The organism is Micromonospora sp. C28SCA-DRY-2 (assembly GCF_030519475.1).
Classification (GTDB): domain Bacteria; phylum Actinomycetota; class Actinomycetes; order Mycobacteriales; family Micromonosporaceae; genus Micromonospora.
On record NZ_JAUMKD010000009.1, the window covers coordinates 235,366 to 259,066 of the forward strand.

The 23,701-nt window shown below is 73.9% G+C and carries 29 protein-coding genes; 14 read left to right on the forward strand and 15 right to left on the reverse strand.

Annotation, left to right across the window (positions count from 1 at the left end; translation table 11 throughout):
- Positions 1-2: 2 nt before the first annotated feature.
- Positions 3-1,016 carry a GTP 3',8-cyclase MoaA gene (gene moaA / locus Q3W71_RS28395; RefSeq protein WP_302922527.1) on the reverse strand — a complete coding sequence of 338 codons (1,014 nt, stop codon included), beginning with the start codon at positions 1,014-1,016 and terminating at the stop codon, positions 3-5.
- Positions 1,013-1,927, reverse strand: coding sequence for a fructosamine kinase family protein (locus tag Q3W71_RS28400; RefSeq protein ID WP_302922528.1), 915 nt, complete (start codon positions 1,925-1,927; stop codon positions 1,013-1,015). The genes moaA and Q3W71_RS28400 overlap by 4 nt, the downstream gene beginning before the upstream one ends.
- Before the next feature lie 229 nt (positions 1,928-2,156).
- On the opposite strand from Q3W71_RS28400, the gene Q3W71_RS28405 reads away from it, so the two are divergent.
- The 3 genes from Q3W71_RS28405 to Q3W71_RS28415 all read left to right on the forward strand — a co-directional run bounded on the left by Q3W71_RS28405 (position 2,157) and on the right by Q3W71_RS28415 (position 5,481).
- Positions 2,157-3,212, forward strand: a complete 1,056-nt coding sequence (locus tag Q3W71_RS28405) for a DUF4192 domain-containing protein (RefSeq protein WP_302922529.1) — start codon at positions 2,157-2,159, stop codon at positions 3,210-3,212.
- 98 nt (positions 3,213-3,310) lie between these two features.
- A complete protein-coding gene (locus Q3W71_RS28410) occupies positions 3,311-4,897 on the forward strand; it encodes an MFS transporter (protein ID WP_302922530.1) in 1,587 nt (528 codons plus the stop codon).
- Positions 4,894-5,481: a TetR/AcrR family transcriptional regulator gene (locus Q3W71_RS28415; protein WP_302922531.1), complete on the forward strand. Its 588-nt coding sequence runs from the start codon at positions 4,894-4,896 to the stop codon at positions 5,479-5,481. Before Q3W71_RS28410 ends, Q3W71_RS28415 begins: the two co-directional genes overlap by 4 nt.
- 123 nt (positions 5,482-5,604) lie before the next feature.
- Here Q3W71_RS28415 and Q3W71_RS28420 read toward each other — a convergent pair whose 3' ends face one another.
- Both Q3W71_RS28420 and Q3W71_RS28425 read right to left on the reverse strand, forming a co-directional pair.
- Positions 5,605-5,793, reverse strand: a complete 189-nt coding sequence (locus Q3W71_RS28420; protein ID WP_302922532.1) for a DUF397 domain-containing protein — start codon at positions 5,791-5,793, stop codon at positions 5,605-5,607.
- A complete protein-coding gene (locus Q3W71_RS28425) occupies positions 5,784-6,551 on the reverse strand; it encodes a DUF5753 domain-containing protein (RefSeq protein WP_302922533.1) in 768 nt (255 codons plus the stop codon). Before Q3W71_RS28425 ends, Q3W71_RS28420 begins: the two co-directional genes overlap by 10 nt.
- A 364-nt stretch (positions 6,552-6,915) precedes the next feature.
- Here Q3W71_RS28425 and Q3W71_RS28430 point away from each other — a divergent pair, with 364 nt between their 5' ends.
- From Q3W71_RS28430 to Q3W71_RS28440, 3 genes are all read left to right on the forward strand, one after another.
- Entirely contained in the window at positions 6,916-7,149 is a 234-nt protein-coding gene (locus Q3W71_RS28430) for a hypothetical protein (protein ID WP_302922534.1), read from the forward strand.
- Positions 7,146-7,397, forward strand: a complete 252-nt coding sequence (locus Q3W71_RS28435; protein WP_302922535.1) for a flavin reductase — start codon at positions 7,146-7,148, stop codon at positions 7,395-7,397. Before Q3W71_RS28430 ends, Q3W71_RS28435 begins: the two co-directional genes overlap by 4 nt.
- Positions 7,398-7,791: 394 nt before the next feature.
- The gene (locus Q3W71_RS28440; RefSeq protein ID WP_302922536.1) at positions 7,792-8,673 is read left to right on the forward strand and encodes a redoxin; all 882 of its coding nucleotides are present in this window, start codon (positions 7,792-7,794) and stop codon (positions 8,671-8,673) included.
- Positions 8,674-8,700: 27 nt separating this feature from the next.
- On the opposite strand, the gene Q3W71_RS28445 is transcribed toward Q3W71_RS28440, so the two are convergent.
- The 3 genes from Q3W71_RS28445 to Q3W71_RS28455 all read right to left on the reverse strand — a co-directional run bounded on the left by Q3W71_RS28445 (position 8,701) and on the right by Q3W71_RS28455 (position 9,641).
- Complete coding sequence (locus Q3W71_RS28445; RefSeq protein WP_302922537.1) at positions 8,701-8,865, reverse strand: hypothetical protein; 165 nt, start codon at positions 8,863-8,865, stop codon at positions 8,701-8,703.
- A gap of 90 nt (positions 8,866-8,955) precedes the next feature.
- A complete protein-coding gene (locus tag Q3W71_RS28450; RefSeq protein WP_026874506.1) occupies positions 8,956-9,162 on the reverse strand; it encodes a helix-turn-helix transcriptional regulator in 207 nt (68 codons plus the stop codon).
- On the reverse strand, positions 9,162-9,641 hold the full coding sequence (locus Q3W71_RS28455; protein WP_302922538.1) for a DUF2975 domain-containing protein: 480 nt from the start codon (positions 9,639-9,641) through the stop codon (positions 9,162-9,164). Before Q3W71_RS28455 ends, Q3W71_RS28450 begins: the two co-directional genes overlap by 1 nt.
- Positions 9,642-9,797: 156 nt before the next feature.
- On the opposite strand from Q3W71_RS28455, the gene Q3W71_RS28460 reads away from it, so the two are divergent.
- Positions 9,798-10,511, forward strand: a complete 714-nt coding sequence (locus tag Q3W71_RS28460) for a GAP family protein (protein WP_302922539.1) — start codon at positions 9,798-9,800, stop codon at positions 10,509-10,511.
- A 15-nt stretch (positions 10,512-10,526) separates the two neighbouring features.
- Here the strand turns inward: Q3W71_RS28460 and fdhD are convergent, their stop codons facing one another.
- Positions 10,527-11,381, reverse strand: a complete 855-nt coding sequence (fdhD, locus tag Q3W71_RS28465; RefSeq protein WP_302922540.1) for a formate dehydrogenase accessory sulfurtransferase FdhD — start codon at positions 11,379-11,381, stop codon at positions 10,527-10,529.
- Between the two features lie 6 nt (positions 11,382-11,387).
- Between fdhD and Q3W71_RS28470 the strand changes: the two genes are divergently transcribed.
- From Q3W71_RS28470 to Q3W71_RS28480, 3 genes are all read left to right on the forward strand, one after another.
- Positions 11,388-12,191, forward strand: a complete 804-nt coding sequence (locus tag Q3W71_RS28470) for a molybdenum cofactor guanylyltransferase (RefSeq protein WP_368051299.1) — start codon at positions 11,388-11,390, stop codon at positions 12,189-12,191.
- Positions 12,188-12,454, forward strand: a complete 267-nt coding sequence (locus Q3W71_RS28475; RefSeq protein WP_302922542.1) for a DUF6457 domain-containing protein — start codon at positions 12,188-12,190, stop codon at positions 12,452-12,454. The genes Q3W71_RS28470 and Q3W71_RS28475 overlap by 4 nt, the downstream gene beginning before the upstream one ends.
- A 93-nt stretch (positions 12,455-12,547) precedes the next feature.
- Entirely contained in the window at positions 12,548-13,657 is a 1,110-nt protein-coding gene (locus tag Q3W71_RS28480) for a hypothetical protein (protein ID WP_302922543.1), read from the forward strand.
- A gap of 63 nt (positions 13,658-13,720) precedes the next feature.
- On the opposite strand, the gene Q3W71_RS28485 is transcribed toward Q3W71_RS28480, so the two are convergent.
- Entirely contained in the window at positions 13,721-15,604 is a 1,884-nt protein-coding gene (locus Q3W71_RS28485) for a beta-propeller domain-containing protein (protein WP_302922544.1), read from the reverse strand.
- A 127-nt stretch (positions 15,605-15,731) separates the two neighbouring features.
- The gene (locus Q3W71_RS28490; RefSeq protein WP_302922545.1) at positions 15,732-16,190 is read right to left on the reverse strand and encodes an Lrp/AsnC family transcriptional regulator; all 459 of its coding nucleotides are present in this window, start codon (positions 16,188-16,190) and stop codon (positions 15,732-15,734) included.
- 59 nt (positions 16,191-16,249) lie between these two features.
- Between Q3W71_RS28490 and ddaH the strand changes: the two genes are divergently transcribed.
- Positions 16,250-17,083: a dimethylargininase gene (gene ddaH, locus Q3W71_RS28495; RefSeq protein WP_368051289.1), complete on the forward strand. Its 834-nt coding sequence runs from the start codon at positions 16,250-16,252 to the stop codon at positions 17,081-17,083.
- Positions 17,084-17,185: 102 nt separating this feature from the next.
- Here the strand turns inward: ddaH and Q3W71_RS28500 are convergent, their stop codons facing one another.
- Positions 17,186-18,382: an ABC transporter substrate-binding protein gene (locus Q3W71_RS28500; protein WP_302922546.1), complete on the reverse strand. Its 1,197-nt coding sequence runs from the start codon at positions 18,380-18,382 to the stop codon at positions 17,186-17,188.
- Between the two features lie 81 nt (positions 18,383-18,463).
- Entirely contained in the window at positions 18,464-19,261 is a 798-nt protein-coding gene (locus tag Q3W71_RS28505) for a S9 family peptidase (protein ID WP_302922547.1), read from the reverse strand.
- A gap of 83 nt (positions 19,262-19,344) precedes the next feature.
- Here Q3W71_RS28505 and Q3W71_RS28510 point away from each other — a divergent pair, with 83 nt between their 5' ends.
- Positions 19,345-19,944 carry a bacterial proteasome activator family protein gene (locus Q3W71_RS28510; RefSeq protein WP_302922548.1) on the forward strand — a complete coding sequence of 200 codons (600 nt, stop codon included), beginning with the start codon at positions 19,345-19,347 and terminating at the stop codon, positions 19,942-19,944.
- Positions 19,945-20,001: 57 nt separating this feature from the next.
- Here the strand turns inward: Q3W71_RS28510 and Q3W71_RS28515 are convergent, their stop codons facing one another.
- Positions 20,002-20,814, reverse strand: a complete 813-nt coding sequence (locus Q3W71_RS28515; protein ID WP_302922549.1) for an HAD family hydrolase — start codon at positions 20,812-20,814, stop codon at positions 20,002-20,004.
- The gene (locus tag Q3W71_RS28520; protein ID WP_302922550.1) at positions 20,814-21,635 is read right to left on the reverse strand and encodes an HAD family hydrolase; all 822 of its coding nucleotides are present in this window, start codon (positions 21,633-21,635) and stop codon (positions 20,814-20,816) included. Before Q3W71_RS28520 ends, Q3W71_RS28515 begins: the two co-directional genes overlap by 1 nt.
- Positions 21,636-21,840: 205 nt before the next feature.
- Between Q3W71_RS28520 and Q3W71_RS28525 the strand changes: the two genes are divergently transcribed.
- Positions 21,841-22,362, forward strand: coding sequence for a GNAT family N-acetyltransferase (locus Q3W71_RS28525; RefSeq protein ID WP_302922551.1), 522 nt, complete (start codon positions 21,841-21,843; stop codon positions 22,360-22,362).
- A gap of 21 nt (positions 22,363-22,383) precedes the next feature.
- Here Q3W71_RS28525 and Q3W71_RS28530 read toward each other — a convergent pair whose 3' ends face one another.
- Positions 22,384-23,118 (reverse strand): hypothetical protein, encoded by a 735-nt coding sequence (locus Q3W71_RS28530; protein ID WP_302922552.1) that lies wholly within the window; start codon positions 23,116-23,118, stop codon positions 22,384-22,386.
- Positions 23,119-23,231: 113 nt separating this feature from the next.
- On the opposite strand from Q3W71_RS28530, the gene Q3W71_RS28535 reads away from it, so the two are divergent.
- A complete protein-coding gene (locus Q3W71_RS28535; RefSeq protein WP_302922553.1) occupies positions 23,232-23,663 on the forward strand; it encodes an OsmC family protein in 432 nt (143 codons plus the stop codon).
- Positions 23,664-23,701: the final 38 nt, after the last annotated feature.

Below are 23,701 nucleotides of genomic sequence, written 5' to 3' on the forward strand. Positions count from 1 at the left end.
GGTCAGCCTCCGATGGCCGACATCGGCCGGGCGGGTTGCAGGAACGTCGGGTCGTCGATGCCGTGGCCGGCCCGCTTGCCCCACATCGCGGTACGCCACCGCCGGGCGATCTCGGCGTCGTCCGCCCCGGCCCGCAGCGCCCCGCGCAGGTCGGACTCCTCGGTGGCGAACAGGCACGCCCGTACCTGGCCGTCGGCGGTGAGCCGGGTGCGGTCGCAGTCGCCGCAGAACGGCCGGGTGACGCTGGCGATCACGCCCACCCGGGCGGGGCCGCCGTCGACCAGCCAGGTCTCGGCCGGCGCCGCGCCGCGCTCGGCCGAGTCGGGCCGCAGGTCGAAGGTGGTACGCAGGGCGGCGAGGATCTCCTCGGCGGTGACCATGGCGGCCCGATCCCAGCCGTGCTGCGCGTCCAGCGGCATCTGCTCGATGAACCGCAGCTCGTAGCCGTGGTCGAGGGCGAAGCGGAGCAGCGCCGGCGCCTCGTCGTCGTTCACGCCCCGCATCAGCACCGTGTTGACCTTGACCGGGGTGAGCCCCGCGGCGGTGGCGCCGGCCAGGCCGGCCAGGACGTCGGCGAGCCGGTCGCGCCGGGTCAGCCGGGTGAACCGGCCGGCGTCGAGCGTGTCCAGCGAGACGTTCACCCGGTCGAGCCCGGCGGCGCGCAGCGTGGGGGCGAGCCGGGCCAGCCCGATGCCGTTGGTGGTCAGCGAGATCCGGGGACGCGGTTCGAGCGCCGCCACCTCGGTGACGATGCCCACCAGCCCGGGCCGGATCAGCGGCTCGCCGCCGGTGAAGCGCACCTCGGTGACGCCGAGGTCACGCACGGCGACCCGGACCAGCCGGACGATCTCCGCGTCGGTGAGCAGTTGCGGCCCGGCGAGCCAGGGCAGCCCTTCGGCCGGCATGCAGTACGTGCAGCGCAGGTTGCACTTGTCGGTCAGCGAGACCCGGAGGTCCCGGGCGACGCGGCCGTACCGGTCGACGAGGGGGCCGTCGGTCGGCTGGGCGGCAGTCACCTGTCGACGGTAGCGCGTGTCAGCCCGCCGAGGGCGGCCCGGGCGGCCCGGCCGACCGCATCGCGGTACGCGGCGCCGAACAGGGCGGTGTGCACCAGCAGCAGGTGGAGCTGGTGCAGCGGCACCCGGTCCCGCCAGCCGTCGGCCAGCGGCCACGCCTCGTCGTACGCGGCGAGGATCCGGTCGAGGTGCGGCGCGCCGCCGAAGAGGGCCAGCTGGGCCAGGTCGGTCTCCCGGTGCCCGCCGTGCGCCGCCGGGTCGACCAGCCAGGCCCGGTCGTCGGCGCCCCAGAGCACGTTGCCCGGCCACAGGTCGCCGTGGACACGGGCCGGCGGTTCGTCGCCGCCGAACTCGCCGATCCGGTCGACCACCTCCTCCACCAGGGCGACCTCGGTGTCGCCCAGCGCGCCGCCGTCCACCGAGCGGCGCAGGTACGGCACCAGCCGGGCGCGGGCGAACCAGCTCGACCAGGGGCCGGGGTCGGGCGTGTTGTCCGCCGGGAGCGCGCCGATGAACCCGGGCCAGTCGGCCCCGAAGGCCGGCGCGCCGGCCCGGTGCAGCCCGGCCAGCTCCCGGCCGAACCGCTCGGCCGCCTCGGCGGTCGGCTCGCCCGGCTCGACCCACTCCAGCGCCAGCAGCTCGGGCAGCGCCACCAGCACCTCCGGTACGGCCACCGTGCCGGCCGCGCGCAGCCAGCGCAGGCCGGCCGCCTCGGTGGCGAAGAAGTCGTCCGGCACCGGCCGCCCGGCCCGCTCCGGCCAGGTCTTGGCGAAGATCGAGTGACCGTCGTCCAGGGTCAACCGGGAGGCGGCACAGATGTCCCCGCCGGCCACCGGCGTCTCCCGGATCCGCTGGTGGGTCAGGAAGGTCGGCAGGTGGGACGGGTGCGCCCGCAGGTACGCCAGGTCCATGACGGCAAGGTAGTCCCTCCCCACCCCCGCCGCCGGGCCACCTTCCCCTGGATCTTGGAACCTCCCGGCCCGGCCGGGGGCCGTTTCCCACCGAGATCTCCGGCGATCCGGTGCCGGTGGGGGGTGGTGGATCGGCGTGGGCAGGGTGAATACGGTCGGTAGTTGTGGATGAGCGGCGTGTCGTCCACAGGGGCTGCCGGGCGGGGTCGCCGGATCGCAGGCTGCCGGCATGACCTCGACCGACCCGCCCCGGCTCGCCGTCCGTTCCCCCGCCGACCTGATCGCCGCCGTGCCCTACCTGCTCGGCTTCCACCCCGCCGACAGCGTGGTCGTGGTGGCCATGCGCGGCCGGCGGATCACCTTCGCGGCCCGGGCCGACCTGCCCGAGCCGGCGGGCGAGGCGGACCCGGCCCGGCACCTCGCCGCGGTGATCGCCCGCCAGCAGGCCGACTCGGCCACCGTCATCGGGTACGGTCCGCCGACCCGGGTCACCCCGGCCGTCGACGCGGTGCGCGCCGCGCTGACCGGCGCCGGGCTGGCCGTGCTCGACGCGCTGCGGGTCACCGACGGGCGGTGGTGGTCGTACGTCTGCACCGAGCCGGAGTGCTGCCCGCCCGACGGCTCCCCGTACGACCCGGGTGCCAGCGCGGTGCCGGCCGCCGCGGTGCTCGCCGGCCAGGTCGCCCTGCCCGACCGGGCCGCCCTGGTGGCGCAGGTTTCCCCGCTCGGTGGTCCGGTCCGGGTGGCGATGCGCCGGGCCACCGCCCGGGCCGAGCGGCGGCTGGCCGACCTGCTCGACAAGGCGCCCCGCGAGGACCTGCTCGGCGGCCGGTCACTTCGCGCGGCGGGCGTGACGGCCGTGCGCGCGGCCCTGCGCCGGCAGCGCCGCGGCGAGCGGCTCACCGACGACGAGGTGGCCTGGCTGAGCCTGCTCCTGACCCACCTGCCGATACGCGACCACGCCTGGGACCGCACCGACGGCCGGGACGCGGACATCGCCCTCTGGACCGACGTGCTGCGCCGGGCCGAGCCCGAGTTGACCGCCGCGCCGGCCAGCCTGCTCGCCTTCGCCGCCTGGCGGGCCGGGCAGGGGGCGCTGGCCGCGGTCGCGCTGGAGCGGGCGCTGACCGAGCACCCCGACTACACCCTCGCGGCCCTCCTGGACGACCTGCTCCGCCGTGGCGTGCCGCCGTCGGAGCTGGACGGCTGGCCGGCGGTGGGCGCCGCGGGCGTGGTGCGCCGCCGCAAGCGGAGGCCGCGCCACCGGCCCAGGCTCGATCTTTGACCGCGGTGGTTGCCCGGCCTTCCCGCACGTGTTCGCCGATCGTACAACTTGTACTATCGTACAAGTTGTACGTTAGTACAAATTGTTGAGGGGGCGTCATGGCGGAAGCCGACAGTGTCGTGGCGGCAGCAGTCCGGCGGGCTGGTAGGCGCGAGTGGGCGGGCCTGGCGCTGTTGGCGCTGCCGACGGTGCTGCTGGGCCTGGATGTGACAGTGCTGTATCTGGTGCTGCCGAGCATGGCCACCGCGCTCGAACCCTCGGCGACCCAGACGCTGTGGATCATGGACGCCTACGGATTCTTCATCGCGGGGTTCCTCATCACCATGGGAACCGTGGGCGACCGGATCGGCAGGCGCCGCCTACTGGTCATCGGCATGACGGCGTTCGCGGCCGTCTCGGCGTTCGCGGCCTTCGCCCCCAACGCCGAGCTGCTGATCCTCGCCCGGGCGCTGCTGGGGGTGGCCGGGGCCACGCTGATGCCCTCGACACTGTCCCTGATCTCGAACATGTTCGCCGATGTGCGCCAGCGCGCGGTCGCGATCGGGGTGTGGGCCACGATGTTCGCTCTGGGCATGGCCGCCGGACCCGTCGTCGGTGGCGCACTGGTCGACACGTTCTGGTGGGGTGCGGCCTTCCTGCTCGCCGTCCCCATCGCCGCCCTGGTCCTGGCCGGGGCACGGATCCTGCTGCCCGAGTACGCCGATCCGCAGGCCGGCCGACTCGACCTGACCAGCGTGGCGCTGTCGCTGGCCGCGATCCTGCCGGTGATCTACGCGATCAAACACTCCGCCGTCGACGGTCCCGACCTCAGCGCGGTGCTCCTCGCCGTCGTCGGGACGGTCGCCGGGGTGGTCTTCGTGCGCCGGCAACGTGGCCTCGCCTCGCCGCTGTTGGACGTCACGCTGTTCGCGAGCCGGGCGTTCTCCGCGGCCCTGGCGGTGCTGCTGATCGGACTGGTCGGGGTGGGCGGGACCATGTACCTGGTCACCCAGTACCTCCAGCTCGTCGAAGGTCTGACGCCGTTCGCGGCGGGCCTGTGGATGGGGCCACCCGCCCTGGCGATGTTCGCCGCGGCGATCGGCGCGCCGCTCATCGCCAGGCGAGTGCGGCCCGGCCTCGTCATGGCGGTCATGCTCGGGCTCTCCGTGGCGGGCTACGCGCTGCTCGCTGTCGTGGGCACCGGGGATGCCGGGATGGTGGTGGCCGGGTTCGCGTTCGTCTACCTCGGCCTCGGCGCGATCGCCGCGTTGGGCACCGACATGGTCGTCGGCGCCGCGCCCGCGTCGAAGTCCGGCTCGGCCGCCGCGATGTCGGAGACCGTTCAAGAACTAGGCATCGCCGTCGGCGTCGCTGTCCTCGGCAGCCTGACCACCGCCCTCTACACCTCCCGGATGGACCCGCCGGCGGACGTTCCGCCAGCGGTCGCGGGTCGTCTCGCCGAGAGTCTCGCCGGGGCACTGTCCGTCGCCGACCAGGTGCCAGCCGAGGTCGTGCAGGCCGCGCGAGAGGTGTTCAGCAGCGGGGTGAACACCTCCGCCGCCGTGGCCGGTGTCGCCATCATCGCGGCGGCCCTGCTCTGCCTCACCGCGCTGCGGAACGTCCAGCCGCTCGGCGAGGAACAGCAAGCTGGAACGGAGCAGCGGGAGGTGGCCGACTACCCTGACACCTGTAGGAGGGGAGCATGAGCGACGAGAGCGACTCCGTCGATGGGCGCAAGGCCCGAGGCAACAAGCGCCGCGCTGAGATCATCGATGCGACCCTCGCCATCGTCACCCGTGACGGTGCCGCCGGCGTCACCCATCGCACCGTTGCCAAGCAGGCCGGCGTCGCCACCAGTCTGAGCACCTACTACTTCGCCACGCTTGACGACCTGCTCGTCGCGGCGCTGTCCAGCGTCGCCGATGTCTACACCGCGCGTATCCGCCAGATCATCGACGGCACCGGTGACAAGCTCCGTGGCCTGGCCGAGCTGATTGCCGAATCCGCTGGCCCCGGCCGGGAACGCGCCCTGGCCGAACGCGAACTGTCCACGCTGGCCGCGCGGAGGCCGGCGCTGGCGCCCATAGCCCGTCGCTGGCGCGAGAACGTCGCCGAACTTGCCGCGACGCTCACCGACGACCCCGAAGCGATCGCCGCACTCGTTGCCGCCTCCGATGGCCTGTGCACCGCCATCCTGATCGACAACGCTCCCTCCGATCCCGACTACGTACACCGAATCCTGGCCCGGGCCCTTGACGCGCACGCCGGCAGAACAGGGCCCCGGCGCTGAACCGACGCCGACGCTTCCGTTCAGCGGTCGCGTTCGCCCGATCTTTTCGGGTTGGGGCTCGCGGCGCCGTTGACCGTGACCCGCAACGCGTAGCCGCTGATCTCGGCGGTGTCGAAGAGGTGACTAGCCCCGGGTGAGGTGGGCGACGAACGTGCGCCAGGCTGCGGGCGAGAAGGTCAGGGTGCCGCCGTCGCGGTCCTTCGTGTCGCGGACCAGGACGACGCCGGGCAGATTGTCCGCCACCTCCACGCAATCGCCGCCGTTGTTGCCGCTCTTCGTGCTCTTGCGCCACTGCGCACCGGTCAGGTCCATGATCGAGCCGCTTCCCTGAGCATCTCCAGGGACCGCCCTCGGGGCAGGGCTTCTCCCCGGATGCGTTCCCACCGTCGATCCAGGCTAGCAACGTCCGAAGGCTGCTCAATTATCTGAGCTTGTGCCTGGCTGTCGACGTGCGCGACCCGTCCACCGTCGCTCAGCTCCGCGATCGTGAACGGCCCACCGAGCCCCGGATACATCCCCACCTCCGCAGGCACGAGGTGCACCTGGACCGACGGAAGTTCGGCGCACTCGGCTAGATGCGCGCACTGCTCACGCATCAGCTCACAGTCACCGTAAGCAGGTCGGCGGATGACGGCCTCGTCTATGACCGCAACCAGGAGAGGCGGGCGCTGGCGATGCAGGATCGCCTGCCGTCCCAGTCGCGCGTCGACGAGTTCGTTCACCTCGTCGACGGTCAGTGCCTCTCCCGCCAGAGTGGCCCGCGCGTACGCCTCGGTTTGGAGAAGACCGGGCACCCATGCGAGCTGATACGCCCGCAGGGCGACTGCCTCGCGTTCAATGTCGACCCAGGCTCGCAGCCAGGTCGGCTCACGTCGCTTGAGGACGTCCGGCCACAGGTCCCCTACGTCCCGCCCGAGAATTGCCGCGACCCGGGAACGGTGCCGAGGCTGGGGCACGCGTCCTGGGTTGACCCATCGCTGCGCGGTCTTGGGGTCGACACCGATCTGACCAGCGAGAGATTCCGTTGTCTCGCCGGCCTCGGCCATCGCCGCTATCAGTCCGTGGTTCATGCGGCCTCCGATGAGGACGTCCCGAACATCGACTGACCATACCTGAACGCTGTGTACCGGTCCCATCACGGAGGGGCAGGGTGCGGTCAGGTGCCGGCCGCGATGACCCGAACTCGGCGGCCGGGCTAGTGGGGCCGCCTCGGCGAAGGCGGGGCGGCCCCACCAGATCACGAGGAGGCAAGCCCGTGCGATTCAGGTTCTGGCGCCGTGAGCCCGTCCCCACGCCGCCCCCGTCTGTCGGCCCGTCGACCCGCAACGAGCGATCGACCTGGGCGCAGCCGACCGCCGTCTTCCCGACCGCCGGTCCCGGCCGCCCGGGCAACCTGACCCCCGCCCAGCGGTGGCGCGGAAACGGAGGCCGGTGGTGAGCCTGACCGTCGGCAGCACGATCCGGGTGCCCGAGGACTCCTACCGCTTCGGCACCGGGCCGCTCACGCTGCACGTCACCGAGATCTTCAGTCGCGGACCGTTCGAGGGGCACGTCTGGGCGGAGGTGCGCGGCCACGACGTACGCGAGGACGGGTCGCTCGCCGTCCGTGCGCGCTTCGCCTTCGTCCGGGTCGACCGGGTGCGCGTCGTACACGTGGTGAGCCTGTGAGCCGCCGGTTCCGGGACCACCTGCCCACCCGGCCGACCTGGCGCTGCCAGGCGTGCGGGATCGCCTGGCCGTGTTCGGCGGCCAAGCTGCGGCTGCTCGCCGAGTACCGGACGGACCGGGCGGCCCTGCTGGTCTACCTGGCCACGCTCCAGGCCGAGGCGGCCCTGGAGCTCACCGGACTGGACCAGGCCACGCCACCGGTCGTGCTGGCCGAGCGCTTCACCAACTGGGCGCGCCCACGCGGATGACCGTTGTCAGTCCGGGACGCGCCGACGCGAGCGGGGCCGGCACGCCGGGCGAGGTGACTGCCGCGCTCCGGCCCCCTGCTGACAGCCGCCCCGGCCGGCCGGGTGCCGCCGCGCACCGGTCACAGCGGCCCGCGTATCCGGTCACCACCGGCCCGCGTACGTCGCGGTACCTCGACCGGGTGAGTCGCCCGTCGTGCCGCCTCCCGGCCGGTGCCGGCGCCGGGAGAATCGGCGGGTCCAGGGCCAGGGTGGACGCGGCCCCGACAGGTGAGGAGATCGGGTTGAGCTCATCCGCCAGCCGGTGTCCCGTCGCCGAGCAGCCTCCCGGCCGGCTGCCGGCGGCGCTGACCGGATTCCTCGCGGTGCCCCGCGTCGAGCGGGCCGGCGGTTGACGATGCCGATCCCCGCGTTCCAGGTCCAGCGGTGGGTGAACTCGCCACCACTGACTCCCGAGGCGCTGCGCGGCCGGGTGGTGCTGATCGACGTCTGGGAGTACACCTGCGTCAACTGGATCCGCACCTCCCCGTACGTCCGGGCCTGGCACCGCGACTACGGGCCGGTCGGCCTGACCGTCATCGGCCTGCACGCCCCGGAGTTCGAGTTCGGCCGGCACGCCGAGAACATCGACCAGGGCATCCGCGACCACGGCCTGACCCACCCGGTCGCGCTGGACAACGACTTCCGGGTCTGGGCGGGCCTGGGCAACATCGCCTGGCCGGCGCGGTACCTCTTCGACGCGGACGGGAATCTCGCCGACCGGTGGATCGGGGAGGGTGACTACGACCGCACCGAGGCGGAGATCCGGCGGCTGCTCGCCGCCACGGTGCCGGAGCGCGACCTGCCGCCGGTCACCCCGGAGGTGGCGGCCTTCGCCGCGACCACCCCGCCGACGTACGCCAATCTCACCGAGGAGACGTACGTCGGCACCGACCGGCGGGTCCCGGGCAGCTTCACGCTGACCGGCGACTGGCGGGACAGCGGCGAGTACGTCGAACTCGCCGGCGGCACCGGCGAACTCGGGCTGCCCTTCAACGCCGGCGAGGTGAACCTGGTCGTCGACCCCGGACCCGGCCGGCCGGTCCCGGTCCGCGTACTGCTCGACGGGGAGCCGATCGGCACCGAACGCGGCGCCGACGTCGGCCCGGACGCGGTGGCCCACATCGACCGGGCGGCCATGATCCGCCTCGTCGCCGGGGCGCCCCGCGACGACCACCTGTTGACCCTGGTCACCGACCGACCCGGCTTCCGCGCGTACGCCTTCACCTTCGGCCCCTGAGCGGGGACCGGGCCGGGACCGGTGCCGTTACCGGCTGCGCCGGGCGGTCCGCACGCCGAACACGACAGCGCCGACGACGAGCGCGACGCCAAGGAGCTGGAGGCCGGGCGAGTCGTCGGCCTCCCCGTACACGACACCGGCGACGCCGAGCGCGACGCCGAGCAGGGCGACGAGGGCGAGGACGTACTTCACGGGTTCTCCCTCCGGCGGCGAACCCGCCGCCGATCTCGCCGGTGCGCGGGCGCCGTGGTCGATGTGGTCAGTGCGGTGCCCGGTGGTCGCTCATTCGTCGACCCACTCGAGCAGGTCGCCGGGCTGGCAGTCGAGCACCCGGCACATGGCTTCCAGGGTGCTGAACCGGACGGCCTTGGCGCGGCCGTTCTTCAGCACCGCGACGTTCGCCGGGGTGAGCCCGACCCGCTCGGCGAACTCGCCGACGCTCATCTTGCGCTTGGCCAGCTCCACGTCGATGCGGACGACGATGGGCATCAGATCACCGCTTCCATGTCGGTGCGCAGCGTGGTGGCCTGGCGCAGCAGCGCCCGCATGACCACCATCAACAGCCCCAGCACCGCGACGCCGGTCACCATCAGGAACAGCAGCAGCGGCAGCCCGGGGTCGTCCGCGTTGAAGCCGACGTAGAGGAAGACACCGACGAGCACCACCCAGGCGGCGGCGACGGCCCACACGATCGCGTCCACCCAGACCAGCGAGGCCGGACTGAAGATGCGGTCGTTCTTGACCATGGTGAGCAGTTGCCAGGTGGCCACGATCACCACCTGGGCGCAGAGCACCCAGAACACCGCGAGGGCGGTCAGCGGCCACCGCAGGTACGCCTGGTCCGGCGACTCCTCGGCCATGTGCGCGAACTGCCCGGGCAGCGAGAAGGTCTGCAAGACGACCAGGATCCCGAACAACAACACGAGGAAGACCCGGAGAGGGGCTACCGCCCGATGCTCTGTGATCATGCATCGACTATCACTCGTTACCTATCGATTGTCAATAGGTTTCGGGGTTCCCGGTGGAGACGCTGACGCGGTACGCCCGGCTCGTCCCCCGGGGGTGTCGATCGTCCGGGTGAACCTGGACAATGATCAGGTGCCCGCTCTACCCGTCGGCCCGTCATGAGTATCGGGCTGCTGCTCGCGCTCGTCGGGCTGGCGCTGGTCGACAGCACCAGCATCGGCACCCTCTTCATCCCGGTGTGGCTGCTGCTCACCCCCGGCCGGGTCGACGCCCGGCGGATCCTGCTCTACCTCGGCACGATCGCCGGCTTCTACCTCGCGGTCGGCCTGCTGCTGGTCTGGGGCGGTAGCCGGCTGGCCGACGCGCTCGGCGGCGCGCTGGACAACCGGCCGGTGCTCTGGGGCCAACTCGTCCTCGGGGTCGGGCTGTTCGCGCTCAGCTTCCGCTACGACGGCAAGCGCAAGCGGCCGGGCGGCGGTGCGGTGCTGCGCTGGCGGGACCGGGCCACCTCCGGTGACTCCTCCGCGCGCTGGCTGGTCGGGCTGGCCCTGCTCGCCGCGCTGGCCGAGGTGGCGACGATGCTGCCGTACCTGGGCGCGCTGGGCCTGCTGACCACCTCCGGGCTGGACGCCGCGGCCGTGGTGGCGCTGCTCGCCGGCTACTGCCTGGTGATGGTGCTGCCGGCGACGCTGTTGCTGGCCGCCCGGGTGGCCTGGCCGGCCGCGATCGAGCCGGTGCTGGCCCGGCTGAACGCGTGGATCGTCCGGTCCGCGGGCAGCGCGATGGGCTGGATCCTCGGCATCGCCGGGTTCCTGCTGGCCCGCGACGCCGCCGTCCGGCTGGAGCTGTTCGGCCGCTTCGTCGACCTCTGACCGGCGCGGCCGCCCTCAGACCGAGATCCGGTGCGGGTGGGCGTAGACGTTCATGGTGCGGCCGCGCAGGAAGCCGACCAGGGTCAGCCCGGCCTCCTCGGCCAGGTCGGCGGCGAGGGTGCTCGGCGCGGAGACCGCCGCGAGCACCGGCACCCCGGCCATCCACGCCTTCTGGGTCAGCTCGAAGCTCGCCCGCCCGGAGACCAGCAGCACGTGCCCGGTCAGCGGCAACCGCCGTTCCCGGACGGCCCAGCCGACCACCTTGTCCACCGCGTTGTGCCGGCCCACGTCCTCGCGCAGCACCACCAGCTCACCGGCCGCGGTGAACAGGCCGGCCGCGTGCAGCCCGCCGGTGTGGTCGAAGCCCTTCTGCGCCGCCCGCAACCGGTCCGGCAGCTCCGCGAGGACCGCCGCCGGCACGCCCACCGGGTCGTCCGCCACCGCGAAGACCGACCGGGTCCGCACCGCGTCGATGCTCGCCTTGCCGCACACCCCGCAGGAGCTGGTGGTGTAGAAGTTCCGGGCCGGGTCCGTGGTCGGCTCCGGCACGCCGGGCGCCAGCACCACGTCCACCACGTTGTACGTGTTGGGCGTCTCCGCGCCGGCGCAGAGCTGCGCGGTGTGCACGTCGTCCGCCGACCGGATCAGCCCCTCGGTGAGCAGGAATCCGATCGCCAGGTCCAGGTCGTCGCCGGGGGTGCGCATGGTCACCGCCAGCGGCCGCCGCCGGCCCGGCCCGGCCGGGCCGACCCGGATCTCCAGCGGCTCCTCCACGCTCAGGCTGTCCCGCCGCCGGACGGCCGCGCGCCCGTCGGTCGCCGCGTCGAGGTCGATCCGGAGCACGCTCCGCCGGTCAGTCGCCCGTCCCATCCCGCCATCCTGCCCCGCCCGCCGGACGGCCCGCAGGGCTACCGTGGCCGGGTGAGGGCGTACGCGGCGGTGGTGCTGGCGGGCGGCGCGGCGCGCCGGATGGGCGGGGTGGACAAACCGGCCCGCCCGGTCGGCGGCCGCCCGATGCGGGACCGGGTGCTGGCGGCCGTCGCCGACGCCCGTCCGCGCATCCTGGTGGGGCCGGCCGGGCTGGTGCCCGAGGGGGTCCGGGTGACCCGGGAGCAGCCGCCCGGCGGCGGGCCGGTGGCCGCCACGGCCGCCGGGTTGGCCCTGCTCGAACCGGGCACCCCGGTGGTCGCGCTGCTCGCCGGCGACCTGCCGCTGCTCACCCGGGAGGCGATCGCCCACCTGCTGCGCCACCTCGACGCCGGGCCCCCGCCGCGCGATCTCGACGCCGAGCCCCCGCCGCGCGATCTCGACGCCGGGCCGGACCGCCGTGACGCGGCCGGCGGGTCGGCCGGGCACGATCTCCGGCTCGACGAGCCGCCGGTCGGGGCCGGTGCGCCGGGGGCGGCCACCGGGAGTCGGCCCGGAACCGCGCCGGACGGGGCCTGCTTCGTGGACGACGCCGGGCGGCGGCAGACCCTCTGCGGGGTGTGGCGGGTGCCGCCCCTGCGGGCCGCCGTCGACCGGCTCGCCGCCGGGCGGGGACTGGCCGGCGCCCCGATCCGCGCCCTGCTGGCCGGGCTGACCGTCCGCGAGGTGCCGTGGCCCGGTGCCGGCCCGCCGCCCTGGTTCGACTGCGACACTGACTCGGACGTACGCCGGGCGGAGGAGTGGGTGCGATGACGGTGATGGACGACTGGGTCACGGCGGCCTGTGCCGAACTCGGCCTGGACCCGGCCCAGGTGCCGGTGCCAGCCGTGCTCGACCTGGCCAAGGAGGTGGCCCACCAGGTGCTGCGGCCGGGCGCGCCGGTCAGCGCGTACCTGCTCGGGCTGGCCGTCGGGCGCGGCGCGGACCCGGCGGACGCGGCGGCCCGGCTCGTCGCGTTGGCCGGCGGTTGGCCGGTGGAACTCGGCGCGAACCGCCCGGGCGACACCCCGGCCTGACCGGCCGTCCGCCACCGCTGTCCGATCCCGGTCGGGGCTGATTCGGCCCCCTGGCCGCGTGGGTAGGGTGACCCCTGACGGACGGAGGCGATCATGACGGCTGACCACCCCTCGGCGCCGGCCGGTGGCTCGCCCGGCGAGACGCCGGCGCACCACGAGTCGATCCTGCTCGACGAGCCGAGCACGGCCGACCTGCGGGCGAAGGTGACCCAGGCGTGGCAGGAGTTCGCCCGCGCGCTGGCCGACCGGCTGGCCGCGCTGCCGGCCGGAGCGCACCTGGAGGTGACCCTCGACCCGACCGCCTCCGGCACCGGTGACGCCATCTACTCGGTCAGCGTCGACGCCGGCCCGGAGGGGGTGCTCGCCGCCCGGGCCGTCGGCAACGCCAGCCTGCCGCAGGGCTACCGCCTGGACCGCAACGCGGTGGCGGACATGATCGCGCTGGGCTGGTCGCCGCCGGGCGTGGTGGAGGGCTCCGGCGAGTACTTCGGGCTGGACTCCTCGACCGGGGACGCCGCGCGGCTGTCCGCGCTGCTCGCCCGTACCCTCCGCGACGTCTACGGCGCTCCGCACCCGGCCTTCCTGGTCTACCTGGTGCACGACGCGGAGGGGGAGTCGCTGCCGGTCGAGCCGCTCGGCACCGCGCGCAGCGAGTTCGGCCCGGACCGGGACGTCGAGGCCGACCTGGACGAGGCGCTGGCGGCCGCGGCCGCCGCGAACCAGTCCGGCGAGGGCGACGTGCTGGCGCTGGCCGAGCGGGTCCGCACGGTGGTCTCCACCATGCTGAAGTCGGACTCCGACCGGCTCCAGGTCGACTCGGACGGCGACATCAACATCCGGGCCGGGTCGGCGATGGTCTTCGTCCGGGTGCGCGACAACCCGCCCCTGGTCGACGTCTTCTCCCCGGTGCTCACCGAGGTCGAGCCGACCGAGCGGCTCTACGTCAAGCTCTCCGAACTGACCAACCGGATGCCGATCGGCCGGCTGTACTGCGCCGACGACACCGTCTGGGCGTCCATCCCGGTGTTCGGCCGCAACTTCCAGCCGACCCACCTGATGCTCGCCGTGCAGGTCATGACCGGGCTCGCGGACGAACTGGACGACCGGCTGCACGGCGAGTTCGGCGGCAAGCGCTTCTTCGGCGAGGGCGACAAGCCGGTCCGGCGGGACGAGGGCGAGCACCGCACCGGCATGTACCTCTGACCTCCCTGGTGGGTGGGGCCCGGAGTCCCCGAGAAACCGGGCCCCACCCGTGGGGAGGGCGGATCAGGTCGAGGGGAGCCAGGCGAGGCTCCGCGTGGTGGCCGGGTCGGTGGCCCGCAGGCCCGCCTCGGAGACGGTCCAGAGCGCTCCGCCGACCAGCAGCGAGCGGCTCACCATGCCGGCCGTGCTCGGGTGGCGGACCGGGCCGACCTCGCTGATCACGTCCCCGGTCACCCGGAGCAGCCGGACGTGGTCGTCGACCGGAAGGGCGACCAGGCCGCTGTCGGGGTGGTACAGGAAGGCGTGCGGGTCGAACTCCACCGATGAGTACGCGTCCGGCACGTGGTACTGGTCGAGCCGGGTCGGTCGGGCGGGATCCCGGACGTCGAAGAGCGAGACCTGGAGCCCCTGCGTCCGTCCCCGGCCGTCGGCCTCCTGCCCCACGCCGAGCAGCCGCCCGTCGGGCAGCGGGTGCAGGTACGCCGAGTAGCCGGTGATCTTCAGCTCGCCGGTCACCCGGGGCGCGGTCGGCTCGGTCAGGTCGAGCGAGTAGAGCGGGTCGGTCTGCCGGAAGGTGACCACGTACCCGACCGCGCCGAGGAAGCGCACCGAGTAGATCCGCTCGCCCCGGCCCAGGCCGGTCACCGAGCCCACCGGCGTCAGCGTGCCGCCGTCCGGGCGCAGCACGTGGACGGTGGACTCCGACGGCCGGCGGCTGGTTCGGACGTCGTCGACGGTGGTGGCGACCCGCAGATGTCCCTGCCACTCCGACAGCGCGTACTGGTTGACGAGCCAGCCCGGCACCGAGCCGGTGGCCACGTAGCGGGGGCGGCCCGGGGCAGCGGTGTCGAACTGGTGGATGTCGGTGGCCTGCGCGGGCGTCGCCCGGCCCCGGCGGGGCGAGCCGGGCCGGTCCGGCGGCCGCTGCCCGGCGAGGTAGAGACTCCGCCCGGTGCCGTAGACGGTGTCCGCGTCGGCGGCCACGCTGACCGGGTCGCCGTCGCCGAGCCGGTCGGCGGCCAGGTCGAAGCTGAGCACGGTCAGCGTGGAGGCGCCGGAGAAGCGGTCCGGGCGGCTCAGCCGCTCGCAGCCGACCCGGCCGGTGTGCCGGAGCGGGCCGTCGGTCCACTCGTACGCCGGCAGCCAGGCGTCGATCCCGGCGGCCGCGATCACCGCCCGGTTGGTAGCGGTCCGCTGCGCGTCGGTGGCCCGCTCCGCGTACGGGAAGGTGAGCCGGGCGGCCGACCGGATCACCACCCGGGCGGTGCTCCCGGTCAGCCGGGCGTCCGCCAGATCACCCTCGATCCGGTAGGTCCCGGTGATCCGGGGCGCGCCGGTCAGGTCGACCAGGAGCAGCCGGGCGTCGGTCTCGTGCTGCCCGGCCGGCCGGGTGGCCGCCAGGTCCGGCCGTACCTGCGCCCCCGCGACGAGCACCAGGGCGCGGTCGCCGTGCAGCAGCAGGTTCTGCGCCCAGCCGACCACCGGCGTGGTCCGGGTCAGGTCGAGACGGCCGGTGATCCGGCGGGTGGCGGGATCGACCACCCGCAGCACGTTGCCGGTGACCGTGACGATCCGCCGGCCGTCGGTCTTGACCAGGTCCGGCTCGTCGGCGTCGGCCTCGTGGTTGTTGGTGCCGGTGTGCTCCGGGGCCGCGGCGCCGGCCGCCCGCGCGCCGGGGGCCGCCTTCTCGGCCGCCCCGGCCGCGTCCAGGGCCACGGCGGTACGCCAGCCGCCGGAGAAGCCCCACGGGCCGACCGAGGCGGACGCGGCGGCGCGCAGCCCGGCGAGCGCCTCGGCGCAGGAGTCGAAGGAGACCAGCCGGAGCGCGGCTGGCTGCGGCGGCGCCGGCGGCGGGACCGGCATCGGCGCGGACCCGGTAGTGCTGCCGGCGAGCAGGGCGAGCGCGACCAGCGTGGTGGCCGCGGCGGTGGGCACTCCCCGTTTCATGGCCGGTTCGACGCCGGCCGCCCCGGCCCGGTTCCCGCCCGGCCGTCCGGTCTCGCCACCGCCCGGCCTCGCCGCCCGATCCCGCCGCCGCGGGCCCCAGCGGTACTGCCGCCGGGGCGCGGCGGCGTCAGCCGGCGGAGGGGCCGACGCCGGGGGACTCGACCAGCCGGGACAGCACGATGGTGCTGCGGGTGGAGGTCACGAACGGCTCGGCGCGCAACCGTTCCAGGGCCGCCTCCAGGTGGGCGATGTCCGCCGCCCGCAGGTGCACCAGTGCGTCGGCCTCGCCCGAGACGGTGTAGGCGCCGACCACCTCCGGGTGCCGGCGGGCGGCCACGCCGATCTGGGCCGGGGTGGTCCGGCCGGCGCAGAACAACTCCACGAACGCCTCGGTGGTCCAGCCGACCGCTGCCGGGTCGACGACGGCGGTGAATCCCCGGATCACCCCGGCGGCGCGCAACCGGTCGACCCGGCGCTTGACCGCCGGGGCGGAGAGTGACACCCGGGTGCCGATGTCCGCGTACGAGGCGCGGGCGTCCGCGACGAGCAACGCAATGATCCGCTGGTCAACCGCATCTATCTGCAACGTTCCGCCTCTGGCATGCAATGGTTGTGGCTGTTACCAAAGTTGTACGGTACCTACTCTTGGTGACCGTGAACCAGCAGCGAGTCCCGCGAAAGCGGACATATCTCATGTGCTCGCCCGAGCACTTCGCGGTCGAGTACGCGATCAACCCGTGGATGGACGTGACCACGCCGGTCGACCCGGAGCTGGCGGTCAAGCAGTGGGACCGGCTGCGCGAGACCCTGGTCGGTCTCGGCCACGAGGTGCACCTGCTCAGCCCCGAGCCGGGCCTGCCCGACATGGTGTACGCCGCCAACGGCGCCTTCGTCGTGGACGGGACGGTCTACGGCGCCCAGTTCAAGCACGAGCAGCGGACCGCCGAGGCGGCCGCGCACCGGGCCTTCTACGAGTCGAACGGCTGGCGGTTCATCGCACCCAGCGAGACCAACGAGGGCGAGGGCGACTTCGCGTACCTGCCGGAGGCGCACGGCGGGTTGATCCTCGCCGGGCACGGCTTCCGCACCGAGCTGCCCGCGCACGCCGAGGCGCAGGAGGCGCTCGGCCGCCCGGTGGTGTCGCTGCGCCTGGTCGACCCGCGCTTCTACCACCTGGACGTGGCGCTGGCCTCGATCGACGACACCAACATCGTCTACTTCCCGGGGGCGTTCTCCGCGGCCAGCCAGCGGGTGCTCGCCCAGCTCTTCCCGGACGCCGTGGTGGCCGACGACGAGGACGCCATGACGTTCGGCCTGAACCTGGTCAGTGACGGCGCGAACGTGGTGCTCAACAGCGAGGCGACCCGGCTCGCCGGCAAGCTCAAGGCCGCCGGCTACAACCCGGTGCCGGTGGAGCTGGCCGAGCTGAAGAAGGGCGGCGGCAGCGTGAAGTGCTGCATCGCCGAGCTGCGCCACTGAGCCTGAGCCCAGCTTCGCCACTGAGCCGGACCAGCGCCGGTACGACCCGGGGCCGGCCTCCCGACGGGAGGCCGGCCCCGGCGCGTTCGCGGGGTGCTCCGCTCAGCCGAGCGTGGCCAGCTCGTTGATCAGGATGTTGGAGAGCACCTGGCCGTCGTTCTGCACCTCGCGCAGGTACCACTTCTGCTGCGGGGTGCGCGGCTGGTTGAACTGCCAGATCCCGCGCGGGCTGTCGATCTGGCCGATCTTGCCGAGCGCCAGGTTGACCTGCTGCGGGGTGGGCTCCCCACCGGCGAACCGGATGGCCTGGTCCAGCACCTGCGCGGCGTCGTACGAGGCCATCGCGTAAGTGGTGGGGGACTGGTTGTACTTCTTCCGGTAGGCGGCGGCGAACCGGCGGTTGGCCGCGTTGTTGATGTCGGCCGAGTAGTTCAGCGCGGTCCGGATGCCCAGCGCGTACTCCTTGGGCTTGATGCTCTCCAGCACCGTGCCCTCGGTGAGGAAGCCGGGCGCGTAGATCGTCCCGGTGAAGCCGGCCTGGCGCACCTGCCGGATGAACTCGACAGCGGCCTCGCCGGAGAAGTGGCAGAACAGCGCCGCCGGCTTCCGGTTGAGCGCGGTGCGGATGTCGTCGGCGTAGTCCGACTTCTTCGGGCTCGCGGTCGCCGACGTCCAGATCACCGGGTCCTTGATCCGCGAGTCGGACCCGCCGAACTCCTCCCGGAAGCCGCGCACCACGTCCCGACCGCCGACGTCGTCCGGCACGATGATGGCCAGCTTGTCGGTCGGCTTCAGCTCGTCCTTCAGGTAGCGGCCGAGGGCCCGCCCCGCCTCGTCCAGCACGTACGACGTTCGCCAGATGTAGACGACGCTCTGCAGGCTGGTCGGCGAGGCGTTGGAGCCCACCAGGGGCACCCGGGCCTGCTCGACGGTGTCCCGGATGCCCGCCATGACCTCCGAGTCGACCACGCCGGTGAGGGCGAGCACGCCCTCCTTGAGCAGGCCCTCGACGGCCTTCTTGCCGCTCGCCGGCGAGTCGCCCTCGTCGGCGGTCACCAGGGTGACCGGGTGGTCGCCGAGGCGCTGCGCGTTGAGGTCGAGGAAGAGTTCGAAACCCCTGAGGATCTCGTCACCGATCGCCTTGAGGCTGCCGGTTTGCGGCGCCACCAGGCCGATCTTGATCGGGCTCGCGGTGGTGACCGGTTCGCCCTCCGACTCCGAGCCACATCCGGCTGCGAATCCGGCAGTACCCAGGGCGGCCAGCAGTTGGAGTGCCCGCCTGCGGTTCATCTGCGACACCGAGTTCCTTCCGGGGGAGCGTTGCAGCGCTGATCAGCGCCCCCTCGGCGTTCTACCTGCTTGGCGACGCTGCGTCAATAATTAGTGATCTTCACGCAAGCTTCGGAAAGCGGTTGTTATCTGCGGCCAAGCCGACGACTCCGGGTCGATAAGCCCGAAATGCTCGCACTCCGACAGCTCGACGAGCCGGACGTCCGCCCCCGCTGCCCGGCTGGCGGCGACGTAAGCCCGGCTCATCGTCACCGGCACCTGCTCATCCAGCGCACCGTGTACGACTACTGTGCGTGTTCGCGGCGGTACCAGAGCCCGCGGGTCGGTGGCCGCGTACCGGTCCGGGAACTCCGCCGGGCCGCCGCCCAGCAGCGCGGCCACCGCGCCGCCGTCCAGGTCCAGCCGGTACGCCTCGGCGAGATCGCTGACCGGGGCCAGGGCCAGCACGCCGCCGGCCACGGCCGGAACGGTGGCCGCCGCGTACAGCGCCAGCTGGCCGCCGGCCGAGTGGCCGACCAGGATCGGCGCCCCGGCGCCGACGCGGCCGGGCATGGCGTCGGCGGCCAGTCGGGGCAGCGCCGTCACGCCCGCCACCACGTCGGAGAGCGTCCCCGGCCAGCCGCCGCCCGGCTGCCCGGTCCGGCGGTACTCCAGCTGCGCCACCGGGTGACCCAGCGCGGCCAGCGCGGCGGCCAGCGGCCCGGTGTGGCAGCGGTCGTACTCGGCCCGCCAGAAGCCGCCGTGCACCACCACCACGAGCTGCCGGGCCGGCCCGGCGCCGGCCGGCCGGCGCAGGTCGGCGATCTGGTCCGGGTGCTCGCCGTAGGCCACTGTGTGGTCCGGCGGGGGTGCCGGACGGGTGAGGACGGCGCGGGGGTCGGCGGGCATGGCCAGACGGTAGCGCCCGCCCGGGTGGTTCCCGGCCACCGACCCCGGTCCCGGCGAGCACCGGCGGGGCGGGCTGGGTAAAGATGGATCCCATGACCGAAACGCGCTCTGGACAGAACGACGAGCCGGGTCCCGGCGACACCGGCCACGCCGGCACCGTGGTGGTGGTCGGCCCGGACGGCCGGCCGGTCGGCACGGTGCAGACCGAGGAGGGACAGGGCGAGGACCCGACCCGGCTGGTCGAGCAGCCGGCCAAGGTGATGCGGATCGGCAGCATGATCAAGCAGCTGCTGGAGGAGGTCAAGGCGGCTCCGCTGGACGACGCAAGCCGCAACCGCATGCGGGAGATCCACGAGCGGTCGATCGTCGAGCTCAAGGAGGGCCTCGCCCCGGAGCTGCGCGAGGAGCTGGAGCGGATCTCGCTGCCCTTCACCGAGGAGCAGACGCCGAGCGAGGGTGAGCTGCGCATCGCCCACGCCCAGCTGGTCGGCTGGCTGGAGGGCCTGTTCCACGGCATCCAGGCGGCCCTGGTCGCCCAGCAGATGGCCGCCCGGGTCCAGCTGGAGCAGATGCGCTCCGGCCGGCAGGCGCTGCCCAGCGGCCCGGGCGGGATGGTGCCGGGGATGCCCGGAATGGGGCAGCCGTCGGGCAACGAGGGGCACAGCACCGGCCAGTACCTCTGACATCGGTCGGGAGACCCCGGCCGCCCGTCGCGCCGGGGCCGGGGTCTCCCGACCCGCTCAGCCCACCCCGAAGACCTGCTCCAGGTACGCGGCCACGCCGTCCACCGAGTTCGCCGAGGTGACCTCGTCGGCGATCTCCAGGACGGCGCGGTGCGCGTTGGCCACCGCCACCCCACGGCCGGCCCAGGTGAGCATCGGCACGTCGTTGGGCATGTCGCCGAAGGCCAGCACGTCCCGGGCGGCGATGCCGAGCCGGGCGCAGTACCAGGCCAATCCCGCCGCCTTCGTCACCCCGGCCGCGGAGATCTCCACCAGCCCCGAGTACGACGAGTGGGTGGCCTCGGCCAGCCCCTCCAGCGCCCCGGCGACCAGCGCCAGGAACGCGTCCGGGTCCTGCTCCCCGGCGCGCGCCAGCAGCTTCACCGCCGGGGCGGAGAGCAGCTCGTCGGGCGTCTCGACCGCCCGGATCGCGTCGAGGTCGGCGTCCCAGCGCAGCGGGTAGTGCGCCTCGTGCCGCATCTGCCGGCTGTCCACGATCTCCACCGCGAAGCTCACCCCGGGCACCTCGGCCCGCAGCCGGCGGGCCACCTCGGCGAGCAGGTGCGGATCGAGCGGGTCGGCCCGGAGCACCTCGTCGGCGACCGGGTCGTAGACCACCGCGCCGTTGGCGCAGATCGCCGGCAGCGGCTCGGCGAGCTGGTCGTACACCAGCTTGAGCCAGCGGATGGGACGGCCGGTGACCAGCACGACCGGCGTGCCCCCGGCGGTGATCCGGGCCAGCGCCGCCGCGGTGCGCGGACTCACCGTCCGGTCGTCGGTCAGCAGGGTGCCGTCGATGTCGGTGGCGATCAGCCGGGGTGTCTCTGCCATCAGCGGGACAGTAGTCGATCGAGGTACACCGCCACCCCGTCGTCGTCGTTGCGCAGGGTGATCTCGTCGGCGGCGGACCGGACCGCCGGGTGGGCGTTGGACACCGCCACCCGGGCCCAGCCGGCCCAGTCGAACATCGGCAGGTCGTTGGGCATGTCGCCGAAGACCAGCACTTCGGCCGGGTCGACCCCGAGGGTCTGCGCCACCACCGCCAGCCCGGTGGACTTGTCCACCCCGGGCGGGCAGATCTCGACGAAGCCCAGCCCGGCCTGGGTGAGCGTCGCCACCTGCGGCGGCACGATCCGCCGCGCCCGCGCGAGCAGCTCGTCGACGTGGTGGTCGGCGGTCCGGACGAACGCCTTGATCACGTCGCCGGAGAGACACTCGGCGCGGCTGCGCGCCTCGAACGCGTCCTGGTAGGGCCAGCTCGCGTGGTAGTCGCCCCAGAGTGGGGCGTTGTGCTCGTCCGACGCCTCGACCATCACGGTCAGCGGCCCCACCGCGGCCTCCAGGTCGGCCAGCAGCCGGGCCAGCACGTCCCCGGCGAGCCGCTCGTCGCGCAGCACCACCGGGCCGGCCGGGTCGCTCTGGTCCACCACCCGGCCGCCGCCGGCCATCACCAGGAAGTCGGCGGCCCGGATGTCGTTGCGGGTCAGCTCGGTCAGCCGGGGTCCGCGGCCGGTCGCGCCGACCACCGGGATCCCGGCGGCCCGCACCCGGTCGAGCACCTCGTGGGTGTACGCGGAGACGGTGTCGTCGCTGCGGACGAGCGTCCCGTCGAGGTCGGTGGCGATCAGCTTGGGCAGTCCCGGGCGGGTCATCGTTCCTCCTTCGCCCGCCGCCGTCGCAGCCAGCCGTCGCGGCCCGAAGTGCCTCGACCCTTCCGACGGCGGGCAGCAACCGTACCTCGCGGAACCGGCCGCAACCATGGCTTCCCGGCGAATCGGGTGCCAACGGACGGCGCACCCCGGGTGACGTTGCGTGCCCCGCCCCGGCGCGCCGCCGGGGCGGTCGTACGGTTACCGGATGGCAGAACGGGACTGGCCGGTGGCGGAGGTCATCGGCACCGAACGGCTGGTGCTGGAGCCGCTCCGGGTCGAGCACGCCGAGGAGCTGGCACCGCTGCTCGACGACCCGGTGCTGTACGAGTACACCGGTGGCGGGCCGGCCAGCCCCGACGAGCTGCGCCAGCGGTACCGGCGGCAGGTCGTCGGGCGCTCGCCCGACGGCAGCCAGGGCTGGCTCAACTGGGTGGTGCGGCACCGGGACACCGGGGCGGCGGTGGGCACCGTGCAGGCCACCCTCCGGCTCGACGGCGACCGGCCGGTGGCCGAGCTGGCCTGGGTGGTCGCCGCCCCCGAGCAGGGCCGCGGCTACGCCGGCGAGGCCGCCGCCGGCATGGTCGGCTGGCTGGAGGGCCACGGCGTACGGGCGCTGCTCGCGCACGTGCACCCCGACCACCGGGCCTCCGCCCGGGTGGCCGAGCGGCTCGGGCTACGCGCCACCGACGTGCTGGTGGACGGCGAGATCCGCTGGGCGAAGCCCTGAGCCCGGCGGTCCGCCGGCCGGTCAGATCGGCGGTTCCGGGCGGGCGAACGGGATGGCCGGCCCGACCGTGAGGTCGGCGGGCGGCGGCAGCTCGTCCTCCTCCGTCACGCGTCCCGACCGGCGCCGCCGGCCGCGCGCCGCCGGCTCGCCGGGCTCCTCGTCCGCCGCGTCGGGCGACGCCGCCGCGGCGGCCGGGGCCAGCTTGAGCGCCACGGCGAGCAGCGCGCAGGCGACGAACGCCATCACCAGGCCGCGGCCGTACTCGACCCGGAAGCCGTCCTCGGTCGAGTAGAAGAGGGTGCGCTGGCTGGTGTCGTCCAGGGTGGCTGCCGTCGCGGTCAGCAGGGCGAGCAGCGCCCCGGCCAGGGTCAGCCCGGCGATCCGGGCGTTCGGTCGGACGGCCGGGGTGCCGCGCAGCGCGAGCCCCACCGCGCTGGCCAGCACGAGCAGCCCGACCAGGTAGCCGACCCCGAAGCCGCCCACGTCGGAGACCCCGGCGGGCACCCGGATCGAGGTGTTCCCCTCCGGGCCGCCGTTGGGCAGGGTCATCACCAGCCACTCGCCGAACAGCGACGCCACGGCGGCCACCGCGCCGAGGGCGGCCATCAGCGGGGGCAGCCGGCGGTCCGTGCCCAGGCCGGAGAGCAGCCGGCCGAACCGGCCCGCCGCCGGGGCGGGCTCCGACCCGCCCCACTCCACGACGGCCGTACCGTCGGACCGGTCTTCCTGCCGTGGGATGGGGAGATCCTTGGACATCGCCTCACCCTTCCGCGTTCACGGGCCTGAGCCGAATCATGACACAGGCGGCAGGATGGGACGTGGATCGCGAACGGTCGCAGGGGACACCCGGTTTCGGCTAGCGTCGGTGCATGCCTATCCGTACCGCTTCCGCACGTTGGCAGGGCAACCTCACCGAGGGGTCCGGCACGGTCCGCACCGGCAAGGGCGGGCTCGAGGGGAACTACTCCTTCAAGTCGCGTTTCGAGGAGGGTGAGGGCACCAACCCCGAGGAGCTGATCGGCGCCGCGCACGCCGGCTGCTTCTCGATGGCCTTCTCCAAGGCGCTCGCCGACGCCGGCTCGACGCCGACCTCGGTGGAGACCACCGCCAAGGTCCACCTGGACAAGACCGACGCCGGCATGACCGTGACCCGGATCGAGCTGGAGACCGTCGGCCAGGTTCCCGGTATCGACGACAGCGAGTTCCAGAAGCTCGCCGAGGCGGCCAAGGCGAACTGCCCGATCTCCCGCCTGCTGTCGCCGGGCGCCGAGATCACCCTCACCGCTCGCCTCACCTCCTGACCGCAGCGCGAAGAGTGGCCATCCGGCGCCGGGTGGCC